At 68.7% G+C, this 19,870-nt stretch carries 20 protein-coding genes; 6 read left to right on the forward strand and 14 right to left on the reverse strand.

Annotated features, from left to right (window positions below; genetic code table 11):
* Positions 1 to 34: 34 nt before the first annotated feature.
* Positions 35 to 1,705, forward strand: coding sequence for a M14 family zinc carboxypeptidase (locus BS329_RS14810; protein ID WP_076160867.1), 1,671 nt, complete (start codon positions 35 to 37; stop codon positions 1,703 to 1,705).
* A gap of 120 nt (positions 1,706 to 1,825) precedes the next feature.
* Here the strand turns inward: BS329_RS14810 and BS329_RS14815 are convergent, their stop codons facing one another.
* The 3 genes from BS329_RS14815 to BS329_RS14825 all read right to left on the reverse strand — a co-directional run bounded on the left by BS329_RS14815 (position 1,826) and on the right by BS329_RS14825 (position 4,586).
* The gene (locus tag BS329_RS14815) at positions 1,826 to 2,563 is read right to left on the reverse strand and encodes a GNAT family protein (protein WP_076160870.1); all 738 of its coding nucleotides are present in this window, start codon (positions 2,561 to 2,563) and stop codon (positions 1,826 to 1,828) included.
* A gap of 54 nt (positions 2,564 to 2,617) precedes the next feature.
* Positions 2,618 to 3,712, reverse strand: a complete 1,095-nt coding sequence (locus BS329_RS14820) for a glycosyltransferase family 4 protein (RefSeq protein WP_143253027.1) — start codon at positions 3,710 to 3,712, stop codon at positions 2,618 to 2,620.
* 85 nt (positions 3,713 to 3,797) lie between these two features.
* Positions 3,798 to 4,586, reverse strand: coding sequence for an inositol monophosphatase family protein (locus BS329_RS14825; protein WP_076160873.1), 789 nt, complete (start codon positions 4,584 to 4,586; stop codon positions 3,798 to 3,800).
* A gap of 17 nt (positions 4,587 to 4,603) precedes the next feature.
* Here BS329_RS14825 and BS329_RS14830 point away from each other — a divergent pair, with 17 nt between their 5' ends.
* Positions 4,604 to 5,308, forward strand: coding sequence for a creatininase family protein (locus BS329_RS14830; protein ID WP_084749710.1), 705 nt, complete (start codon positions 4,604 to 4,606; stop codon positions 5,306 to 5,308).
* A 69-nt stretch (positions 5,309 to 5,377) separates the two neighbouring features.
* Here BS329_RS14830 and ribA read toward each other — a convergent pair whose 3' ends face one another.
* Genes ribA through BS329_RS14860 form a run of 6 tightly spaced genes read right to left on the reverse strand, consistent with a single transcriptional unit; the run spans position 5,378 to position 10,245 of the window.
* On the reverse strand, positions 5,378 to 5,992 hold the full coding sequence (gene ribA / locus BS329_RS14835; protein WP_076160878.1) for a GTP cyclohydrolase II: 615 nt from the start codon (positions 5,990 to 5,992) through the stop codon (positions 5,378 to 5,380).
* Positions 5,989 to 6,969, reverse strand: coding sequence for a lysylphosphatidylglycerol synthase transmembrane domain-containing protein (locus tag BS329_RS14840; RefSeq protein ID WP_076160881.1), 981 nt, complete (start codon positions 6,967 to 6,969; stop codon positions 5,989 to 5,991). The genes ribA and BS329_RS14840 overlap by 4 nt, the downstream gene beginning before the upstream one ends.
* Positions 6,966 to 7,784: a class I SAM-dependent methyltransferase gene (locus tag BS329_RS14845; RefSeq protein WP_076160884.1), complete on the reverse strand. Its 819-nt coding sequence runs from the start codon at positions 7,782 to 7,784 to the stop codon at positions 6,966 to 6,968. The genes BS329_RS14840 and BS329_RS14845 overlap by 4 nt, the downstream gene beginning before the upstream one ends.
* Positions 7,781 to 8,848, reverse strand: a complete 1,068-nt coding sequence (locus tag BS329_RS14850) for a glycosyltransferase family 4 protein (protein ID WP_076160887.1) — start codon at positions 8,846 to 8,848, stop codon at positions 7,781 to 7,783. Before BS329_RS14850 ends, BS329_RS14845 begins: the two co-directional genes overlap by 4 nt.
* Positions 8,845 to 9,243 (reverse strand): 6-pyruvoyl trahydropterin synthase family protein, encoded by a 399-nt coding sequence (locus BS329_RS14855; protein ID WP_076160890.1) that lies wholly within the window; start codon positions 9,241 to 9,243, stop codon positions 8,845 to 8,847. Before BS329_RS14855 ends, BS329_RS14850 begins: the two co-directional genes overlap by 4 nt.
* Before the next feature lie 21 nt (positions 9,244 to 9,264).
* On the reverse strand, positions 9,265 to 10,245 hold the full coding sequence (locus tag BS329_RS14860) for a zinc-dependent alcohol dehydrogenase (protein ID WP_076160893.1): 981 nt from the start codon (positions 10,243 to 10,245) through the stop codon (positions 9,265 to 9,267).
* A gap of 181 nt (positions 10,246 to 10,426) precedes the next feature.
* Here BS329_RS14860 and BS329_RS14865 point away from each other — a divergent pair, with 181 nt between their 5' ends.
* On the forward strand, positions 10,427 to 11,128 hold the full coding sequence (locus BS329_RS14865; RefSeq protein WP_425266365.1) for a CDP-alcohol phosphatidyltransferase family protein: 702 nt from the start codon (positions 10,427 to 10,429) through the stop codon (positions 11,126 to 11,128).
* Here BS329_RS14865 and BS329_RS14870 read toward each other — a convergent pair whose 3' ends face one another.
* From BS329_RS14870 to BS329_RS14880, 3 genes are all read right to left on the reverse strand, one after another.
* Positions 11,129 to 11,491, reverse strand: a complete 363-nt coding sequence (locus tag BS329_RS14870; RefSeq protein WP_076160899.1) for a tautomerase family protein — start codon at positions 11,489 to 11,491, stop codon at positions 11,129 to 11,131.
* A 1-nt stretch (position 11,492) separates the two neighbouring features.
* Positions 11,493 to 12,056 (reverse strand): TetR/AcrR family transcriptional regulator, encoded by a 564-nt coding sequence (locus BS329_RS14875; protein WP_076160902.1) that lies wholly within the window; start codon positions 12,054 to 12,056, stop codon positions 11,493 to 11,495.
* Positions 12,057 to 12,367: 311 nt separating this feature from the next.
* Positions 12,368 to 15,058 carry a sensor domain-containing protein gene (locus BS329_RS14880; protein WP_244197160.1) on the reverse strand — a complete coding sequence of 897 codons (2,691 nt, stop codon included), beginning with the start codon at positions 15,056 to 15,058 and terminating at the stop codon, positions 12,368 to 12,370.
* Between the two features lie 35 nt (positions 15,059 to 15,093).
* Between BS329_RS14880 and BS329_RS14885 the strand changes: the two genes are divergently transcribed.
* The 3 genes from BS329_RS14885 (at position 15,094) to BS329_RS14895 (ending at position 17,734) form a co-directional block, all read left to right on the forward strand.
* Positions 15,094 to 16,245 (forward strand): beta-ketoacyl synthase N-terminal-like domain-containing protein, encoded by a 1,152-nt coding sequence (locus BS329_RS14885; RefSeq protein ID WP_076160908.1) that lies wholly within the window; start codon positions 15,094 to 15,096, stop codon positions 16,243 to 16,245.
* A 97-nt stretch (positions 16,246 to 16,342) separates the two neighbouring features.
* Complete coding sequence (locus tag BS329_RS14890; protein WP_076160910.1) at positions 16,343 to 17,008, forward strand: DUF998 domain-containing protein; 666 nt, start codon at positions 16,343 to 16,345, stop codon at positions 17,006 to 17,008.
* A 66-nt stretch (positions 17,009 to 17,074) separates the two neighbouring features.
* A complete protein-coding gene (locus BS329_RS14895) occupies positions 17,075 to 17,734 on the forward strand; it encodes an AAA family ATPase (protein ID WP_244197161.1) in 660 nt (219 codons plus the stop codon).
* Here BS329_RS14895 and BS329_RS14900 read toward each other — a convergent pair.
* Together BS329_RS14900 and BS329_RS14905 are read right to left on the reverse strand one after the other, a co-directional pair.
* On the reverse strand, positions 17,654 to 18,808 hold the full coding sequence (locus tag BS329_RS14900; protein ID WP_076160913.1) for a 4-hydroxybenzoate 3-monooxygenase: 1,155 nt from the start codon (positions 18,806 to 18,808) through the stop codon (positions 17,654 to 17,656). The genes BS329_RS14895 and BS329_RS14900 overlap by 81 nt on opposite strands.
* 62 nt (positions 18,809 to 18,870) lie before the next feature.
* Positions 18,871 to 19,818, reverse strand: a complete 948-nt coding sequence (locus BS329_RS14905) for a DNA polymerase domain-containing protein (RefSeq protein ID WP_076160916.1) — start codon at positions 19,816 to 19,818, stop codon at positions 18,871 to 18,873.
* Between the last annotated feature and the right edge of the window lie 52 nt (positions 19,819 to 19,870).

Below are 19,870 nucleotides of genomic sequence, written 5' to 3' on the forward strand. Positions count from 1 at the left end.
GTCGTCGGCGTACCGACCACAGAGGGGACCCCACATGCCCGACACCGAGGCCGCACGGCATTTCGTCACGGTTTCCGTCGACGACCGCGACGCGCTCCGCCTGCTCGCCCAGCGCGGGCTCGACCTGTTCCCCTCCACCGCCAGGGAGACCGCGGACGGCGCGGCGATCGACGGTTACCTCCGCGACGCGGAGATCGCGGCGATCGCCGACAGCGGCCACGACGTCCTGGTCCATCCCGACGTCGAAGCCGCGCCATTGGAGACCGCTCCGGATCCCGGAACACGGACCCTCTCCGCCGGGCCGGAAACCGCCGTACCGCCCGGTTACCGGGACTCGATCCAGTTCGAAGGCCTGATCCGCGACATGGCCCAGTCCTTGCCTGACACCCTGTCCCGGATCCAGCTTCCCGAGCGGTCGGTCCAGGGGAAACCCATGTCCGCGCTGCGGATGCGCGGCGGCGACCGGGCCGAAAGGCCGGGCGTGATCCTGATGGCCGGGGCACACGCGCGCGAACTGATGAACCCCGAAGTGCTGTACAACTGGATCTTCCGGATGGCTTACGCCCTCTCGTCCCAGACGTCGGTGTACTACCCGGGCAGCGATTACGGGTACAGCATCGTCAAGCTGCTGGTCGACAGCCTGGACATCTTCGTGGTCCCGATGGTCAACCCGGACGGCCGCGACATCGTCATGTCCGCGGAGCATCTGCGGATGTGGCGGGGGAACAGCCGCGGCGTCGACCTCAACCGCAACTACGACTTCCTCTTCGACAGCGGACTCGGCACCAGCACCGACCCGGCGAGTGAGGTCTACCGCGGGCCGCACGCGTTCTCCGAGCCGGAGACCCGCGACATCCGCTGGCTGCTGGACACCTTCCCGCACATCACGGCCGTACTGGACCTGCATTCCTACAGCGAGCTGATCCTCCACCCGTGGGGTGACGACGACAACCAGACCACCGATCCCGCGCAGAACTTCCGGGTGCCGAACCCGGATCGTGGCGTCCCGAACGACGGGCGCTACCGCGAGTACATCCCGCAAGGCGATCTGGACTGGTTCCTCCGCGTCGGGAACCGGATGCGCGACGTCATCCCGAAGGCGCACGGCCGGACCTACACCCTTCAGCAGAGCTTCGGGCTGTACCCGACGACGGCGACCGTCGACGACTACACGTTCTCCCGGCATTTCGTGAACCCGGCACTGAGGAAGGTGCGGACGTTCTGCATCGAGACCGGCAAACCCCCGGTCGGCGGCGACTACCTCGGGGCCTTCCAGCCGCCGTACTCCGAGGTCTACAACGTGATCGAAGAGATCGGCCCGGCGATCATGGAACTCCTGCTGGAAATAGTGTGCCCGACCGGTCCGGACAGCTTGCTGCTGAGCGAAGCCGCGGAGGTCCTGGCCCGGCACATGGGCTCTTCGCGGGAGCTGTACGACGGCTTGGTCGCGCACGGACCTGGCATCCTGCGGGCTCTCGGCGACGCTCCGCGGGCACGGGCGAAAGCGACCATCGCCTTGAAGCGGCTCACCGAGGCCGCCCGGCTGAACCACGATCCGGTGCTCGAAAGCGACGTCGTCGAGAAACTGGCCGAAGCCGCGACGGCGATCGGTGAGGCTGTACCTGAAGCCCAGGCGCTGGTGAAGGAGTTCGTCGCGCGCGCCGAACGGGCGGCGGGGCAGCCGCTCAGCGCCGCCCTCGCCTAGCACCCGGCGACTGCCCAGTGGCCGTGTCGCGAAAGCCACTTTCGAGACGTCAGACGTCCCGAAAGTGGCTTTCGCGACACCCTGCATGGCGGCCGGGTGAGTCGTGAGTGGTGAGGACGGTCAGAAGGGGTGCACCATCCACACGTTCGCCTCGACGTAGACCCCGCAGTCCCGCTCGACGTTCGCGTGCACCGGCGCGATCCCGCCGGGGATCACGTTGTCGCCGTCGGCGAGTTTGACGCCGGTCCACCTCTGCCAGTCCGCGATCGAGCCCGAGATGGTCACGGCGAACGGGCAGACCTTGATCATCCGCGCGCCGAGCCGTTCGTGGGTGCGCAGCCAGCGGTCGGCGAACAGCCCGTCCTCACGGCGCCGGACGGCGTACTCCTCCATGGGGACGTCCGGCTCGTCCTCTTTGCCGATCGGGCGCACCGAGACGATCAGCCGCTTCAGTCCCGTCTCCGCCGCCCGCGCCTTGAGCGCCTTCAGCATCGGGGTGGAGAGGCCCGTCCCGCGCATTTTCGGGGCCACGACGACTTCGAGCGCGCACAGCGTGTCCGGCGCGCGGCCGTCCATGAGGTCTTGCGCGGCCCACTGGATCGCTTCGTCCCAGCCGTGTTCCGGCAGTTCCCGGCGGTCCTCGGCGGGATAGGTCAGCGGAACCGACAGTGCCCGCGCGATCGGCACGCCGTCGTCGTCCAGCGCGATCAGGAAATACCGGGCCCAGTGCCGCAGGAACCGTTCCGGGGTGATCATCTTGCCGCTGAAACCCCGGTAGATGAACTCACCTCCGACATCACCGAGTTTCAGCGCGGGACCGAGGAGGTCGGGGCGGGACGCAAGATCGACGATTCGCATGCCGCCAAGTCAACCGAGCCGATGATCGGCCCGATAGCTGCTTCCGGGCGATGATCAAGCCAGCTGACGCGGTGTGGCCCGCAACCGGGAAAGGACGTCGGTGAGCCTGCCCGCGGCGACGTCCCACTCTTCGAGGACGCTGCTCCGCGCGAGCGCCGACGTCCGCAGTGAATGCCGGAGTTCGGCGTCGAGCGACCAGCGGGCCAGCGCCGTCGCGAGCGCCGACGGATTGTTCGGCGGCACCAGCATGCCGGGGACTCCGCCGCCGGGCGCCATGCCGAGCGCGTCGCGCGTGCCGGCGGTTTCGGTGGCCACCACGGGAATCCCGCGTGCCAGCGCCTCGGCGACGACCAGTCCGGACGAGCCGCCCCTCGACGGGAGGACGAGCAGATCCGCGCCGTCGTAGACCAGGTCGAGGTCGTCCGGCGGCTGGATGAGGCTGATCCGTGAGCCGAGGCCGAGCCGTTCGACCGTCCAGCGCAGTTCGTCGACGTAGGCCGGATCGTGGTGCGTCGCCCCGGCGAACACGCATTTGAACGCCAGTTCGTCGATCATCGAGAGCGCCTGGATCAGCACGTCCTGGCCGTGACGCGCGGTCATCGGCGCGAGACAGAGCAGCCGGGATACGCCGTCGGCGCCGACGGCGAGCGGCGCCGCGTCCGTACCGGGGGTCGCGACGTAGACGCGGGTGGGGTCGAGGTCGTGCCGGTCGATCAGCTGCCGCGCGAGCCACGGCCCGGTGGCGACGATCATTCCCGCCAGCCGCAGGGTCTCCCGTTCGCACGCGTCGAGTTCGGCGGCCCGCGCCGGATCGAGTGCGGGATCGTCGGCCAGCGGCCGGTGCACCAGGACGGCCAGCCGCAGCCGCCGGGCGTGCGGGATCACGATCTCGGGGACACCGCAGGCGACCGTGCCGTCGATCAGGACGACGGTGTCGTCGGGTAACGCGGTGAGCGACCGGGCGAGTCTCGACCGGGCCGGCGGACCCGGCGCCGGCCACTCACCGGCGATCGGCAGTTCCAGCAACGGGAGGCCGGTGGCGGGGAGGTTCTGGCACATCCGGCGGTCGTACTCGCCACTGGTGTCCTCGGCGTCGCCGGGCAGGACGAACACCACCGGTTCCGTGCCACGATCGGGTGAGGTGACCACGGATTACCTCCAGGTGCGGACGGCGGCCTTACCAGGAGACACGGAGGCGAAGCCCGGACGGTTCACCTTCGGGGCGAAGAAAGTTTCAACCGGTCACCCGCGCGATGGCGGCGACGATCTCGTCACGCAGTCCCGCCCCGGCCGCGATCGTGGCCGCCGAGCGCACCGTGTGGTCACCGCCGTCGATGTCGACGACCATTCCCCCGGCCTCGCGGACCAGCAGGACACCCGCCATCGTGTCCCACGGTTTGTTGGCGAGGATGACGCTCGCTTCCAGTTTGCCGTGCGCGACCCAGGCCAGGTCGATCGCCGCGGACCCGAGGAACCGGATTCGCTGCACACGGCCGCCGAGTTCGGCCAGCAACGCCATCCGGACGCGGTTCTTGACCTCCGCGCCCTCACCGACCGCGAAGTCGCCGATCGACACGATCGCGTCGGACAGCTTCGTCGCCTTCGAGGCTTCGAGACGCTCCTCACCCACGTACGCGCCCTGGCCTTCGACAGCGGTGTACGTGATGCCGAGGAACGGCAGGGAGATCGCCGCGACCGTGCTCTTGAGACCGTCCACAAGACCGAGCGAAACGCCGCACAGCGGGATGCCGCGCGCGAAGTTGGCCGTGCCGTCGACCGGGTCGAGCGCCCACCAGAGGTCCTTGTCGCCCACGTGCCCGCGTTCCTCGCCGAGGACGCCGATCTCCGGGGTCTCGCGGGCCAGGAATTCGCGCACGGCGTCCTCGACGGCGAGGTCGACGTCGGTCACCATGTCACGATCGCCTTTGGCGGCAACGGAGAACGACGTCATCGAGCGGATGATCCCGGTCGCCTTGGCGACGGCCTCGCGGGCGACGGACGACAATGCGGCGTGGTCGGTCATCTGGGTACCGTAGCCCGGTGAACCTGTTCCCGACGGCCACGACGGCCGACGAGCGCGCCCGGGGCGCCGACGTCGCGGTGCTGCCGATCGGCAGTTTCGAACAGCACGGCGCGCACCTCCCTCTCGCCACCGACGCGGTGATCGCGACGACCATCGCCGACGCCCTCGCCTCGGCGTACCCGGTGCTGCGGCTCCCGCCGATCACGATCGCCTGCTCGCACGAACACGCGGACTGGCCGGGGACGGTCAGCATCTCGGCCGCGACGCTGTACGCCGTGGTGAACGACGTCGCCGCCTCGCTGCGCCGCTCCGGGGTGCCGAAACTGGTGCTGGTGAACGCGCACGGCGGCAACTACGTCCTGTCCAATGTGGTCCAGGAGTCCTCCTCGCCGATGGCGCTGTTCCCCGGTGTCGAAGGCTGGCAGGCGGCACATGACGCGGCCAGGCTGGAGACGTCGCTGGACAGCGACATGCACGCCGGTGAACTGGAGACTTCCCTTCTGCTGCACGCACATCCTTCGCTGGTCCGGCCCGGTTTCGCGGAGGCGGACCACCTGGCCGACGACCGGCGGCACCTGCTGACGGTCGGGCTGCGGCCGTACTCGGAGTCCGGTGTGGTGGGGCGGCCTTCGCTGGGGACGGCGGAAAAGGGACGGCTGGTGCTGGAGTCGCTCGTGCGGTCCTTCGCGGGGACGCTGGAGACGCTCAACCGTTTGTTATGAACGGACCTTTCATAACAAATTTTGTTATGAAAGGTCCGTTCATAACATCCGGCCGCGGGAGCGGGAAGCTCAGGAGCCCACCGAGCCGAGCGCGTCCAGGTGCGGCAGGAAGTGGTGCATCCGCTCCTGTTTCGTCCGCAGGTACCGCAGGTTCTCGTCGTTCGGCATGACCAGCAGCGGCACCCGCTCGCTGATCCGCAGGCCGTGGCGCTTCAGCTGGTCGACCTTCGCCGGGTTGTTGGACAGCAGCCGCACCGACCGCACGCCGAGGTCGGTCAGGATCTCCGCCGCCGCACCGTAGTCGCGTGCGTCCACCGGCAGTCCGAGCGCGATGTTCGCCTCGACGGTGTCGAGTCCTTCGTCCTGCAGCCGCATCGCCTTCAGCTTCGCGAGGAGACCGATGCCGCGCCCTTCGTGTCCCTGGGCGTACACGAGGACTCCGGCGCCTACCTCGACGATCGCCTGAAGCGCGGCGGCCAGCTGGTCACCGCATTCGCAGTGCATCGAGCCGAACACGTCGCCGGTCAGGCATTCCGAGTGGACCCGCGCCAGCTTGTCGAAGCCCGCGACCTCGCCGTGCACCAGCGCCATCTGCTCGGTGCCGTCGGTGTCCAAGTACCCGTACGCGCGGAAGACGCCGTAACGGGTCGGCAGTCTGGTCTCCACGATCCTCTCCACTGTCATCGCGTTTCTCCTATCCGTACGGGTACCCCGAGGCGCGGCGCGGCCGGCGTGTGAGTCTTGAAAGAGCGCGCGAGCAGCACGGCCGCGCCGGGAAGGCTCGCGACGAGCGCGAGCACGCCGTAGACGACGGCCACGGTGACACCCTGCGCCGAACCGAGCCCCGCCGCGCCGAACAGCAGCGCGCAAACGCCTTCGCGCGGGCCCCAGCCGCCGATGTTCAGCGGCAGCCCCATCGCGAGCAAGGCGAGGATCATCAGCGGCAGCAGCTCCCCGACCGGCGCGGTGACCCCGGCGGCGCGCGCGGCGACGACGAACAGGGCGAGATGCCCGGCGAGGGTGGCCACCGAAAGCAGGCTCACACCGGGCCAGGTCTCCTTGGCCAGCAGGCCCAGCCGGACGTCGGCGAGGGTGACGGCGAACCCGCGGCGCCACTTCGATCCACTGTGGATCCAGCGCTTTCCCGCCGTCATCCCGGTGACGACGGCCGCGAGGGCGAGCACGGCGACCACGATCCCGGCGGCCATGACGACCCCGTCCATCGGCGGCGGCACCACGGAAGGCGTGCTGAACACGACGGCGACCGAAGCGCCGATGACCGCGATTTGCCCGGCAGTCCGCTCCAGCACCACCGCGCGGACGCCGCGCGGGACGTCCCCGGATTCGCGGCCGTGCCGCACGGCGCGGTTGACGTCGCCGAGCACCCCCGCCGGCAGGACGCCGTTGAGGAACAACGCGCGGTAGTACTCGCCGACAGCGCCCCACAACGACAGCTCGAGACTCAGCCGCCGCGCGACCAGGCACCACCGCCAGGCACTGAAAACCGTGGTGGCGAAGCCGATCCCGAGCGCGGCGGCGACGCCGGTGACGTCGACCTCGCGCAGTCCGTCCAGGAACGCCTTGGTGCCCAGTTGCCAGACGAGCACGGCGAGGATGCCGAGCGCGCCGAGGATCCGCAGCCAGGGCCAGAACCGTTTCACGCCGGCACCACCAGGAGATCCTCGTGGTGGATCATCGCGTTCAGCTCGCCCGCGGCGCATTGCGCGAGCCGCCACCGCAGGTAGTCGTCGCCTTCCGACGCGAGTTCCGGCCGCTGCTCGCATGCGGCGCCGACCCAGCCGGTGAGCCATTCCCCGGTCAACGCGGCCTGATCCGCGCCGAGCCGCCACGGGCTCGGGGCGCGCCGCACGGTGGCGCCGAGCCGTTCGAAGACCCCGAACGCGACGTCCACCGCGTCCGGGCCGAGTAGCCACCGGCCGCCGGTCACCCGGCGCTGATGCGCGTTGAAGGCGTCGGAGATCTCGACGTCGAACTTTTCCTTGGGCGACAGCACCACCCGGCCCGAAACACTCAACGTGAACAGCACCGCGCAGCCCGCCTCGACACACGCTTCCGCCAGCTTCGTCAGCTCCTCGGCGGTGAGCAGGTCCAGCAGCGCCGACGCCGCCACGAGCGACGTCCCGGCGAGGTCGGCCGCGCGCAGCTCGGTGACGTCACACTGTTCGATGACGACATCCACCTCGCTTCCGTCCACCGCGTGCCCCGGACGGCTGGTGCGGGCCAGCGCGTGCGTGAGCAGGTCTTCGTCACGGTCGTGCAGGATCCAGCGCTGGCGGCCGGGCAGCCGCCGGGCCAGCCAGCGGCCGAGCGATCCGGTGCCGCAGCCGAGGTCCCGGATCACGACTTCGTCCTGTGTCTTCAAGAAGGAACGGATCGGCTCGATCAGCCCGGTCGCGCGAGCGGCCGCGTCGGCGTCCTCCCGCAAGCTCAGCCAGCTGGGGGCGTATTTGGTCATGCCGCCGTCCTTGCGTTCAGCAGCACGGCGGCGACCCCGCGGGCGGTCGTGTCCCAGCCGGTCAGCGTCTCGCGGCGAAGGCGCGCGGAGGCGCGAAGCCGGTCTCGCAGTTCAGGTTCAGTGAGCCAGCGCCGAAGGGCCGCGGCCAGCGCGTTGACGTCCTCACCCGGGACGAGCAGACCGGGCACACTGCCGTCGGGTGCCTGACCGAGCGTGTCCGGCAGGGCGTCGACAGCGGTCGCCAGTACCGGGATGCCGTGCGCGAGCGCCTCGGTGACGACCATGCCGTAGGTCTCCGCGCGCGAAGGCAGCACGAGAAGGTCTGCGGCGGCGTACGTGGCTTCGAGCGCTTCGCCGGTCCGAGGCCCGGTGAGAGTGAACCGGTCGCCGAGGGTGTGTCGCCGCAGGCGCTCGACGTAGCGGGTCTCGCGGCGGATGGCGCCGACGCATTCACAGGACCATGGAAGATCTTTGAGCGACTTCAGCGCGTCCGCGAGCAGGCCCTGTCCTTTGCGCGGAGTCACGTTGGCGACGCAGACGAGATGCGTGCCGTCGAGGCTCCCGGACGAGATTTCGGCCTTGTCGACGCCGGGCGGCACCGCGTGCACGCGATGCGGGGCGAGGTCGTGGTGCTCGATCAGCCGTCGCGCCGCCCAAGCGCTGGTCGCGACCACGGCTTCGACCGCGCCGAGCGTCTCCCGCTCCAGCCGGTCCAGTTCGGCGGCGAGCGAAGGCGAAAGTCCCGTTTCGTCGGCCAGCGGCAGATGCACCAGTACCGCGATCGACAGCCGCTGCGCCGCGGGCACGATCACCTCGGGCACGCCGCAGGCGACCAGCCCGTCGACCAGGACGGCCGAACCGTCGGGCAGTCCGGCGAGCTCGCGCGCCAGCACCTTGCGCGCCTCGGTGCCGGGCCGCGGCCAGTTGCCGCGCACGGCGATCTCGTGGACCTCCACACCGGTCGCGGCGAGCCCGTCGCACAGGCGGCGGTCGTAGACGTTGCCGCCACTCGGCGCGATCGGATCGTCGATGTCGTTGGGCAGGACGACGTGGAGGCCCGTCACAGCGCACGCTCGTAACTCGCCCACGCGACAGGGGATTCGTGCAGCGCCACGGTGATCCCCTCAAGCCCGCGGGCGCCCTCGCCGAGCGCTCCGGCGTGGACGCGCTCGGCGAGCCTGTCGGCGATGACCTTCGCCAGGAACTCCGTCGAGGTGTTGATCCCGGCGAACTCCGGCACGTCATCGAGGTTCCGGTAGTTCAGATCGGCGAGCACCGCCTTGAGCTCTTCGGTCGCCTTGCCGATGTCTACGACGATGTTGTCGCTGTCCAGTCCGGACCGGCGGAACGTCGCGTCCACCACGAAGGTCGCGCCGTGCAGGTTCTGCGCGGGCCCGAAGACCTCGCCATGGAAGCTGTGGGCAACCATGACGTGGTCGCGGACGGTGATGCTGAACAACGGACCTCCCAGATCGTGCGGCTACTGCGTGCCTTCCCCCTGATACGAGACACGGAGGCAGAGCGTTCCTGGTTCATTCGCGGCCAAGCGCCCCACGACGTCCGGTAGTTCGTCGAACCGGCATTCCCCGCTGACCAGCACCTTAAAGACGGGGTCCGACAAAATGCGCAAGGCGAGCGCCAAACGGTCTCCGTGGCTTCGATTCGTGCGGCGAACGGGCGAGACCATGCCGACCTGGCTGGAGCGGATCGCCAGCCGTCGGGAGTGGAAGTTTTCGCCGAGCGGGATGGTGACGCGACGGTCGCCGTACCAGCTCAGCTCGATGACCTCGCCTTCCGGCGCGAGCAGTTCCAGCGACCGCGTCAGCCCGGCCTCGCTCGCGCTGGCGTGGACGACCAGATCGCAGTCGCCCAGCGCGTCCTCCGGTGCCGCGAAGTCGACACCGAGTGCTTCGGCGATCTTCGCGCGCGCCGGATCGACGTCGATCAGCTGGACCCGGGTCGCCGGGAAGCCGGACAGCAGTTTCGCGACGCTGCTGCCGACCATCCCGGCCCCGACCACCGCGATCCGGTCGCCGAGTTTCGGTGCCGCGTCCCAGACGGCGTTGACGGCGGTCTCGATCGTCCCGGCGAGGATCGCGCGCTCCGGCGGCACCTCGCGCGGCACCGGCGTGACGGCCGACGCGGGCACGACGTAGCGGGTCTGATGCGGGTAGAGACAGAACACGACCTGCCCGGCGAGCCCGTCCGGACCTTGTTCGACCACGCCGACATTGAGGTACCCGTACTTCACCGGGCCGGGAAAATCGCCATCCTGGAACGGTGCGCGCATGGCTTCGCGTTGACTCGGTGGGACCTCGCCGCGGAAGACGAGCGTCTCGGTGCCCCGGCTCACGCCGCTGTACAGGGTGCGGACCAGCACCTCACCGTCACCGACCGGAGGGAGCGTGACCGGCCTCAGCTCGCCGCCACCGGAACCACTGAACCAGAAGGCGCGTTCCATCGTGTCCTTTCATGTCAGATCTTTGGAGACGGGTCTTCCCTCTTGTCCGCTCACATCAGACCTTGGAGACGGGTCTTTCGTCTTGTCCATTCACATCAGACCTTGGAGACGGGTCTTTCGTCTTGTCCACTCATCGGCCCCTAAAACGGGGTCACCGTCACCATAACGAGGAGGCCTCGTGATGAACCCCGGAATCTTCCTGGGGGTCCTCGTCCAACTGGCGTTGCTGGGAACGCTGGACGCCGTCGCCGGTCTCGGCCCGCTGGGCTGGATCGCCGGAGCGGCCTACGGCATCGCCGTCGGCGGATTCCTGACCTACGGCCTGAACCGGAGCACCGCGCGCTCCCTCGGCCCGGCCGACACCGTCACGCTCGGGCGCTCCGGGCTGGTCGGCTGTGTGACCGCGCTCGTCGTCGACACCGCGGGCCGGGGAAGCGTCACGATGGTCGTCCTCGCGTCGGTCGCGCTCGCCCTGGACGCCGTCGACGGCCAGGTCGCCCGCCGCACCGGGACGGCGTCACCCCTCGGCGCGCGCTTCGACATGGAGGTCGACGCGTATCTGATCCTGATCCTGAGCGTGGTCGTCGCCCAGTCGCTGGGCCCGTGGGTGCTCACGATCGGCGCGATGCGCTACGTGTTCGTCGCCGCGGGCCGATTGTGGCCGTGGCTGAACGATCCGCTGCCGCCGAGCATGGCGCGGAAGACGGTCGCGGCGGTGCAGGGCATCGCGCTGGTCGCGGTGGCTTCGACGGTCCTGCCGCTCTGGGCCGGTTTCGTGGTCACGCTGGGCGCGCTGGGTCTGCTGACGTGGTCTTTCGGGCGCGACACGTGGTGGCTGCTGGAGCGGCGCGCCTTCGCCGCCACTCCCGCCGGGGCCGTGTGATCACGCGTACTGGGCTTCGCCGTTGCCTAACGACCAGTTGACCAGATCGGTCTCGTTGATCGTGATCAGCACGTTCCGCGGTTCGGTCCCCGCGTACTCCTCGGCGAGTTCCGCGATCCGCCGGTACAGCGCCTTCTTTCGCTCGTCGGTGCGCCCCGGCCGCATGGTGATCGCGACGAACACGACCCCCTCGTCCCGGTGGATCCCCAGGTAGTCGTCGTACTTGAGAGTGGCACCGCCGTTCAGGACCTGGAAGCGGTCGTCGGCCGGGATCTCGAGCGTCTCGACCATCGCGTCGTGGACGGCGTTGCCGAGGGCTTCGAGGTTGTCGGTGCCGACGGCGTCGATGCGGACGAAGGGCATGTCAGTTCTCCTTGGCGGCGAGTAGTCCGAGGGCGCCTTCGACGGCCTTCGCGAACACGTCGGTGGATCCGGCGGCGCGGGCGAGGACGTAACCGCCTTGCAGGACCGCGACGAGCGCGATCGCCGTGGCGGCGGGATCGAGCGAGGCGTCGAGTTCGCCGTTCGCGCGACCCTCGTCGAGCAGTTCGGCGAGACGGCCGGTGACCCAGCCGAAGGCCTCCTCGATCGGCCTTCGCAGGTCCGGATCGGCCATCACGTCGGGATCCTGGGTAAGCCTGCCGACCGGGCAGCCTTTGAGCGCGTCGCGCTCGCGGCGCAGGTACGCGGTGACCCGCTCGACGACCGTGCCGGGCCCGGAGAACTCGGCTTCAGCTCTGGTCCTCAGGTCGTCGGCGTTGCGGCCGATCGCGGCGAGCGCGAGTCCGGACTTGCCCTGGAAGTGGTGGTACATGCTGCCCTGGCCGGCGCCGGAGCGTTCCTGGATCGCCTTCGGGCTGGTGCCGACGTACCCGCGCTCCCACAGAAGCTCGCGAGTGCTTTCGATGAGCTGTTCCCTCTTGTCCACGACCGTACTGTACCTACTAGTAGGTACAGTAACAAGCCAGAGCGCGGAAGCAAGGGACCTTTGCTATCACTTTCGCGCGAATCCGCAGGTCAGAGCCCACACGGCTGGACCGATGCCGTAAAGGCCGCCTCAGTGCTCCCAAATGCCACGGCCAAGCCGCATGAAGGCCCCTTTCCTTGCGCCTGACGCAAGGAAGGACCCCTTCACGTACTTGGGCGGCACGACGCGACGCCCCCAACACCGCAAGTAGTCGGATAAACGCGAACCGGCCTTCAGGAACGCGTCCAGTCCGGCCCGCTCCCAGGCACGGTTCATCGCACGACGTGTTCGTACGCGGACCGCAGGTCCTCCACCGGACCCGGCGGCGCGACCAGCGGCCCTTTCGCCCAATCGCAGCCGAGTTCGTGCAGCACTTCCAGTTGCCGCGCGGTCTCGACTCCCTCGGCGACCACCACGAGGTCGACGGCGTGCGCCATCGCCATGATTCCGGCGACGATCGGCTCGGCGTCGCTCGACCTCCCGAGATCGGCCACGAACGACCGGTCGATCTCGATCACGTTCAGATCGAGCCTGCACAGCTGGGCGAGCGACGAATACCCGGCGCCGAACCGTTCCGCGGTCACCTTGACCCCGGTCTTCCGCAACGCGTCGACGGCGTCCGCCGCGTCCTTCAGCGCCGTTTCGTCGACGTCGAGACTAAGGTCGTGCGGCCTCAGCCCCGCGCTCTCCAGGGTTGTCTGAACCACTTGGAGCAACGTGGGATCGCCCAGTTGGCGCACCGAGAGGCTCACATTCACATTACAGTGCACACCATGATCGGCACGCCATCGGGAGATCTCACCGACGGCCTTGGAGAGGACCTCCGCACCGATGATGGTCAAGAGATCGCCGTCGTCGGCGATCTCGACCAATTCCGCCGGATCGATCGGCCCGCGGACGGGATGATCCCAGCGGGACTTCGCCTTCACCGCGACCATCTCACCGGTCCGCAAATCGACGACGGGCTGATAAACGGTCTCGATCAGGCCCGCCGCGATGGCGTTCCGCAGATCCTGCTCCAGGATGAAACGGTCCTGAACCCGTTCCCGCATGATCGGCGCATAGAAAGCGTACCGGCCGGGTCCGAAGGTTTTCGCCTGATACATCGCCAAATCGGCGTCTTCCAGCAATTCGTCGGCACCGCGGGAATCACCGGGTTCGGTGATCACTATTCCGATGCTCGTATTGATATGCAGTTCGCGGCCGTACACGGTGAGCGATTGGGCGAGATGACGCTGGAGGTGATCCGCCAGCGCCCGCACCTCGGCGGCTTCGGTATAACCGGTGGTGATGACCAGGAACTCGTCCCCGCCGAGCCGCCCGACCAGGTCCGAAGGCCCGGCGGCGGCCCGCAGTCGCTCGCCGATGATGCGCAGCACCTGGTCGCCGACGGGATGACCGAGCGAATCGTTGATGATCTTGAACTTGTCGAGGTCGATGAACATCACCGTGGTCGTCCGCGCCGGATCGGCGATCGTGCGGCCCAGATGGTTCAGCGCGAGCGTGCGATTCGCGAGCCTGGTCAGCGGATCGTGGGTCGCCTCGTAGGCCAGCCGCTCGCTGATCGCGCGCCGCTCGGTGATGTCGGCGAACGAGGTCAGCACCGAGGGAACGCTCTGCCCCGGCGCCATCAGCGGGCCGGAGGTCAGCGAAAGCCACCGGTGCGCACCGTCGCGCCGCCGCACCTGCACGACCCGCCCGGTCTCGACCTTCCCGGAGCGCCGCACGCGCGCGGACGGCAGATCGTCGACAGGCACCGGGACGCCGTATTCGTCGTGCAGCCGCAGCGTCCGGCTCTCCAGGCCGACCAGGGAACCCTCCGGCACCCCCGAGATCCGGTGCGCCGCGGAGTTCGCCAGCTCGATCCGGCCACTGGGGCCGACCACCAGCACCCCTTCGTCGAGTGTCTCGACGACGGTGGCGAATTCGGCCTCGGCCCGGCGCTGCGCGGTCTCGTCGGCGCACAACAGTACATAGCCGTCGAACATCTCGGCCGCGGAGACCCGCACCGCCAGCGCCGTGCCGTCGGCGCTGAAATGCGTGGCCTGCACGACACCGCCCGCCGCGACGACCTGCCGCGGACTCATCGGCGCGCCGACGACCTCGGCCACCGGAGCCCCGATGACCTGGTCGAGATCGTGCCCGTAGACGGCCTCGGCGGCCGGGTTCCAGCTCGTCACCAGTCCATCGGGCGAAGTCGCGATGATCGCGTCACTCGCGTGGCCGACCAGCGCGGCCTGAAACCGCAGACCGGCTTCAGCCGCCTTCTGCGTGGTCAGATCGCGCATGATCACCTGGTAGGCGGGTTTGCCCTCCCAGGTGGTGAGCACCGCCTGGGATTCGACGGTGACCTTGTGGCCCTGAAGGGTCTGCAAGGTCATCTCGGTCGGTTCGCTGAACGAGCCGGGCGTGACCAGCGACCCGATCCGCTCCAGCAACGCGTTCCGCGAGCCGGCGTCGACGAGGTCCGTGATGTGCATCCCGATGATCTCGGTCGACACCCTCGCGCCGACGAACCGCATCGTGGCCGAGTTCACGAACACGACTTTGCCGCGCTGGTGAACACAGATGCCATAAGGGCTCGCCTCGACCATCGTGAGGTATTGCGTACCCAAGGCGCCGCCGTCGGAATTTTGCTCCAAAAGGCGGTACCCCTTGCCGAGAAAGGCGAGCGCGGGTTCGCCGCGCGGATCCCTCTCGGCGGACAACTCGGTCAGCAAACGGACGAGCGACGCATGCCGGTCAGTGGTACCGGTCGGGTCGGGTTCTCCAACCGTGCAGGTCGCGGTGCCGTTCGCTGGCGAGGAATCCTGATCCAGCCGGTGGGGGTCGGGAGTCCCACCGTCGAGATCGTCAGGATCCATCTGATCCAAACCCCCTACTCGACTGATGTAGCTTCCGATTAGATCACTAAATCGACGTAGCCGTCTTCCTCGTCCAGCTGACCGGTGCGGCTTTTCCACCCCAGCGTTGACGGAATGTAGTTGAAGGGAAACACGTGCGGAGCAAAACCGACATCTGCGGCATCGGAGCCGTAACCGCCTACGGCTGGGGGCGCGAATCGCTGTGGGAGGGTCTCGCGAGCGGCGTTCCCAGCCCCCAATTCACCGAAGGTTTCGGGGAAACCCCGGAACTGCCCGGCTGGGTCGGGCATATCGCCGAAGGCGGCAGACGAGAGGACGGCAACCTGCATGGCCGCGCCCTGCTCGCCGCGGCGAGGGAGGCGATCGAAGACGCCGGTACGCGAGGCTGGTCGCCGGGACGGCGCGTCGGCGTCATCTCCGGCGGCGTCCGGGAAGACCTGCGGACCTGGGACAGGCTCACCGGCCTCGGCGAGGAACTCATGTACCGGCGCGAATTCATCGGCATGATGCCCTCGACCCCGATCTGCGCGCTGATGTCGGAGTTCGGCTTCCACGGCCCTTCGATGGCCACGTCCGCGATGTGCGCGACCGGCAGCGCCGCGGTGCTCACCGCGAAGATGTGGCTGGAAGCGGGCATGGCCGACGACGTCGTGGTGGTCACCACCGATCTGTCCGCGACCAGGGCGATGGTGCGCAACTTCGTGCACTGCGGGGTCGCGATCACCGACACGCCCCCGCTCGACGCGTGCCGTCCTTTCCAAGAGGGCACAAGGGGTTTCACTTTCTCCGAGGCCGCGGTCGCGGTGGTGCTGACCCAGCGGAAGACCGACGCGTACGCGACCGTGCGGGGTGGCGCCATGGCGCACGAGGCGCACAACGCGATGGCGCTCGACCCGGACGCGACGACCGCGATCGCGGCGGTGGCCGACGCACTGGAGAACGCGGACGCCGCCCCGGAGGACGTCCGGTACCTGAACGCGCACGGCACCGGCACGAAACTGTGCCACCGCTCGGAATCCCGGATTCTCGACACGGTCTTCCCGCGCGGCACGGAGATCTACTCGATCAAGCCGCTGACCGGCCACAGTCAGTCGGGCAGCGCGCTGACCGAGATCGCGACGACCTGCCTGGCGGCGCAGCGCGACCTGATCCCGGCGCCGAAGCCGGTGGCGGACGGGCATCCGCGGCTGATGGACGGGCCGTCCCGGCCGGAAAGCGGGCTCACCGTGAAGACGTCGATCGGGATGGGCGGCTACGTCACCGCGGTCGTCTTGGATACCGCCTAGATAACACACGGTACCAACCTCGTCACGAAGTGTCATTTTTCGTGCTCAAGTAGTCGATACTCCCCAGTAGCGACCCGCACTGAGCACGGAGGCGGCCATGAGCCCGAGAACGGCATCCGACAATCTCGTCCACAACTACCTGTTCCTGCGGCGTGCCATCGGGTTCCTCGGGATCGGGCTGCCCTTCGTCCTGGTCTTCGGGAAGATCGCCGTCGACGGCGGTGGGCTGCTCAACTCGATCAGCGGCTACTACTACTCGGGCATGCGTGACGTCTGGGTCGGCGTCATGTGCGCGATCGGCGTCTTCCTGTTGTCCTACCGGGGTTACGGCCGGATCGACGACGTCGCCGGGAACATCGCGGCGGTGGCCGCGGTCGGGGTGGCATTCTTCCCCACCACCCCGGCGAACGGCGACCGCGCGGACGAGATCATCGGGATGCTGCATCTCGCCTTCGCCTCGGTCTTCTTCCTGACACTGGCGTTCTTCTGCATCGTGCTGTTCACCAAGTCGGACAAGGAGATCCCCGGCGCCCACAAGCCCGAACGGAACCGGCTGTACGTCGTCTCGGGCGTGATCATGCTGGTATGCCTCGCCTTGATCGTGCTCTGCGGCCTGGTCTTCGACGAGGAGACGAGGTCGCTGTACCCGGCGCTGTGGCTGGAATCGGCGGCGACCCTCGCGTTCGGTCTCGCGTGGCTCACCAAGGGCGGGACGCTGCTGCCGGACAAGACGGTGACGGCGGGGACGCGCGTGACGGCCTGACCTGTACCGGAGCCGGACGGATCAAGGTAAAGGAACCTTTGTCATCGGCCGGGTCGTTGACGCCTTATGACTGAGCGCATCGCACTTCAGCTCGGCCGCCGCGATCTCCTGGTGGTCGCGGGAATTCCCGGGGCGGGCAAGACCACCCTCCTGTCCAGGGCGGCGACCGGCGCGATGCCGGTGCTCGACTCCGACCAGGTCCGCGCGCGATTGCGCGGGCGGCTGCCCACCGCGCTGCCGTACCGGTTCTACCGGCCGCTCGTCCACCTGTGGCACCGCGCGCGGGTTGTCGGGTTCGCGCTGGCGGACGACGGTCCGCTGGTCGTGCACGAGCCGTCGACCCGCGCGACGACCCGCGGGCTGCTGGCGCTGCTCGGCCTGCTGAGCCGCCGACCGGTCCGGTTGCTGTGGCTCGACGTCTCGCCGGAGGATGCCCGCGCCGGCCAGATCGCGCGCGGGCGGGTCATCCGGCGGCGTTCGTTCGCCCGCCACGTCAAAAGGGCCGAGAAGCTGCGCCGTGACCTGCGGGCGGGCTGGGTCCCGGCGGGCTGGCACGGCGCGCGGATGGTGACCCGTGAGGTAACCGGGGCGCTGCGGTTCGTCACCGAGGAAGAGCCGGGGAGCGAGGCCGGGCACCGAATTCAGTCAGATACCCACGTAGCTCTCGGCGAAGAAGTCTTGGTTCGCACGGGAAATCCGCAGGCTCTCCAGGCGCGCGTCCCGTAGTGCCCGCTGGAAGACGGCCTCGTCGTCGTAGCCGGCCGGACTGTGCAGGAGTGCGATCAGCCAGTGCGAGAATTCCTGCGCCCGCCAGATCCGCGGCAGACACTCCGCGGAGTACCGGTCGAGCGCTGTCGTGTCGCGCTCGTGGTGGGCGGCGATCAGCGCGCCGGCGAGGATCTCGGCCTCCATCAGCGCGAGATTCGCGCCTTTCGCCGCGGAAGGGCTGATCAGGCTCGCCGCGTCGCCCGCGAGGAACAGGTTCCCGCGCTGGATCGTGTCCATCACATGCGACCCCAGGTCCACGATGCGGCGCTCGAGGATGGCGCCCTGTTTCAGCGGACCGTACTGGTCGGCGCGCATCCGCTGGTGCAGTTCGTCCCAGATCCGGTCGTCCGTCCAGCCCTCCGGATCCTCACCGCGCGGGACTTCGAGGTAGTAGCGCGTCACCGTCGACGTCCTCGCCATATGCCCGGCGAATCCGCGTTCGTGCATCGCGTACCCGACCGCGGGCATACTGGGTGGCGCCTCGGCGAGAATCGCGAGCCAGGAAATCGCGTGGTCCCGCCGGAAGACCCGGGCGGGCACGGATCTCCTGGAAACGCCGCGCCGACCGTCGCAACCGGCGATGTACTCGGCCCGCAAGAGCACTTCGTCGGCGATGACAGTGGCTTCCGTCCCCGAAACCGACGACACCTCGGTCCCGAACTTGATCTCCCCGCCACGCGCGAGGAATTCCGCGATCAGATCGGTGACCAGGAATTGCTGCGGGTAGACGGTGTGCACCTCACCGGCGGCGAGTCCGCCGTACTTGATCTCGAATTCCGTTCGCTCATAACGAAAAACACAAGTGTCGTGCTGGACACCGTCGCGGAGGAGTCCGTCGGCGAGTCCGTTCGCTTCGAGCAAACGCACACTGTTCGCGGCGAGAAACCCCGCCCTGGCACGGTTTTCGACCTGCTCGCGACTCTTGCGCTCGAGAATCACACAGTCGATTCCGGCCGCGCGCAAAAGGTTTCCGAGTACCAGCCCGGCCGGGCCCGCGCCCAGGATCAGCACATCAGCATCGTTCTTCCCCACGAAACCCCCCAGTACCGCCCCTGCGGTCCAAGGTACACAAAACACCCTGAGTGCGTGGCTGTTCAGTCCTTCTGTGCCCGCAACCTCGCCCGGCGTTTCCCTTCGTGCATCGCCACGACGCGGGCGACCGGGATCGTGTGCCCCTGTTCGACGAGGTCGGCGGGCAGGGTCTGCGGTGCGGGCATCGCCTCGGCCCACGGATCCCCGTCCCCGAGCAGCGCGGGCGCCGTGTGGACGGTGAAATCGGCGGGGAGCACGTTCGCCAGGTCGTCCCAGTCCACCGGGAACGACACCGGCAGTCCCGGCCGCAACCGCGGGCTGTAGGCCGCCGCGACCGTGTTGCCGCCCGCTCGCGTCGAGTCGAGGTACACCTTCCCCTCGCGGTCTTCCACGAGGTACGCGGTCGTCGCGACGGAAGGATCGACCTGTTCCGCGCGAGCGGCGAGCGCGCGGGTCGCGGCCGCGACGTCGTCGAAGGCCTGCCCAGGCACCAGCGGGACGAAGATGTGCACTCCCTTGGACCCGCTGGTCTTCACGGCGCCGGCGAGACCGGAGTCGGACAGGGCCTGCCGCACCAGACCGGCGGCCTTCACGACGTGCGTGAAATCGTCGCCCGCCGGCGGGTCGAGGTCGAGGACGAGATGGGTCGGGCCCGCGACGTCGCCCGCGTGCATCAGCGTCGGGTGGTACTCGACGGCACGCTGGTTCGCGAACCACAACAGCGTGCGGCGGTCGTCGCACAGGGCGTACGACACCTGCCGCTTCGAGGTCTCCGCCCACATGCCGTACCGCTTCACCCAATCGGGCGTGTATTTGGGCAGGTTCTTCTGCATGAACGGGTCCTGGCCGCGCAGGATCCGGATCACCGACAGCGGCCGGTTCTCCAGCACCGGGAGGATGCGGCCCGCGACGGCGTCCAGGTAGTCGACCAGGTCGCGTTTGGTCGCGTCCTCGAACAACGGCTGGTCGAGGTTGCTCAGCTTGACCCCGTCGCGCTCGTCATCGCTCATGGGGTGAGCCTAAAGGCTCGCGAGTGGCGATGACGGTCGGAACCGTCATCGC

The organism is Amycolatopsis coloradensis, assembly GCF_001953865.1.
Lineage (GTDB): Bacteria > Actinomycetota > Actinomycetes > Mycobacteriales > Pseudonocardiaceae > Amycolatopsis > Amycolatopsis coloradensis.

What these genes read in the sequence shown, in the direction of transcription:
- BS329_RS14870 (WP_076160899.1), bottom strand. Translation starts at nt 11,491, where the DNA reads ATGCCCTTCGTCCGCATCGACGCCGTCGGCACCGACAACCTCGAAGCC.
- BS329_RS14815 (WP_076160870.1), bottom strand. Translation starts at nt 2,563, where the DNA reads ATGCGAATCGTCGATCTTGCGTCCCGCCCCGACCTCCTCGGTCCCGCG.
- BS329_RS14860 (WP_076160893.1), bottom strand. Translation starts at nt 10,245, where the DNA reads ATGGAACGCGCCTTCTGGTTCAGTGGTTCCGGTGGCGGCGAGCTGAGG.
- BS329_RS14810 (WP_076160867.1), top strand. Translation starts at nt 35, where the DNA reads ATGCCCGACACCGAGGCCGCACGGCATTTCGTCACGGTTTCCGTCGAC.
- BS329_RS14825 (WP_076160873.1), bottom strand. Translation starts at nt 4,586, where the DNA reads ATGACCGACCACGCCGCATTGTCGTCCGTCGCCCGCGAGGCCGTCGCC.
- BS329_RS14865 (WP_425266365.1), top strand. Translation starts at nt 10,427, where the DNA reads ATGAACCCCGGAATCTTCCTGGGGGTCCTCGTCCAACTGGCGTTGCTG.
- BS329_RS14890 (WP_076160910.1), top strand. Translation starts at nt 16,343, where the DNA reads ATGAGCCCGAGAACGGCATCCGACAATCTCGTCCACAACTACCTGTTC.
- ribA (WP_076160878.1), bottom strand. Translation starts at nt 5,992, where the DNA reads ATGACAGTGGAGAGGATCGTGGAGACCAGACTGCCGACCCGTTACGGC.
- BS329_RS14905 (WP_076160916.1), bottom strand. Translation starts at nt 19,818, where the DNA reads ATGAGCGATGACGAGCGCGACGGGGTCAAGCTGAGCAACCTCGACCAG.
- BS329_RS14845 (WP_076160884.1), bottom strand. Translation starts at nt 7,784, where the DNA reads ATGACCAAATACGCCCCCAGCTGGCTGAGCTTGCGGGAGGACGCCGAC.
- BS329_RS14895 (WP_244197161.1), top strand. Translation starts at nt 17,075, where the DNA reads ATGACTGAGCGCATCGCACTTCAGCTCGGCCGCCGCGATCTCCTGGTG.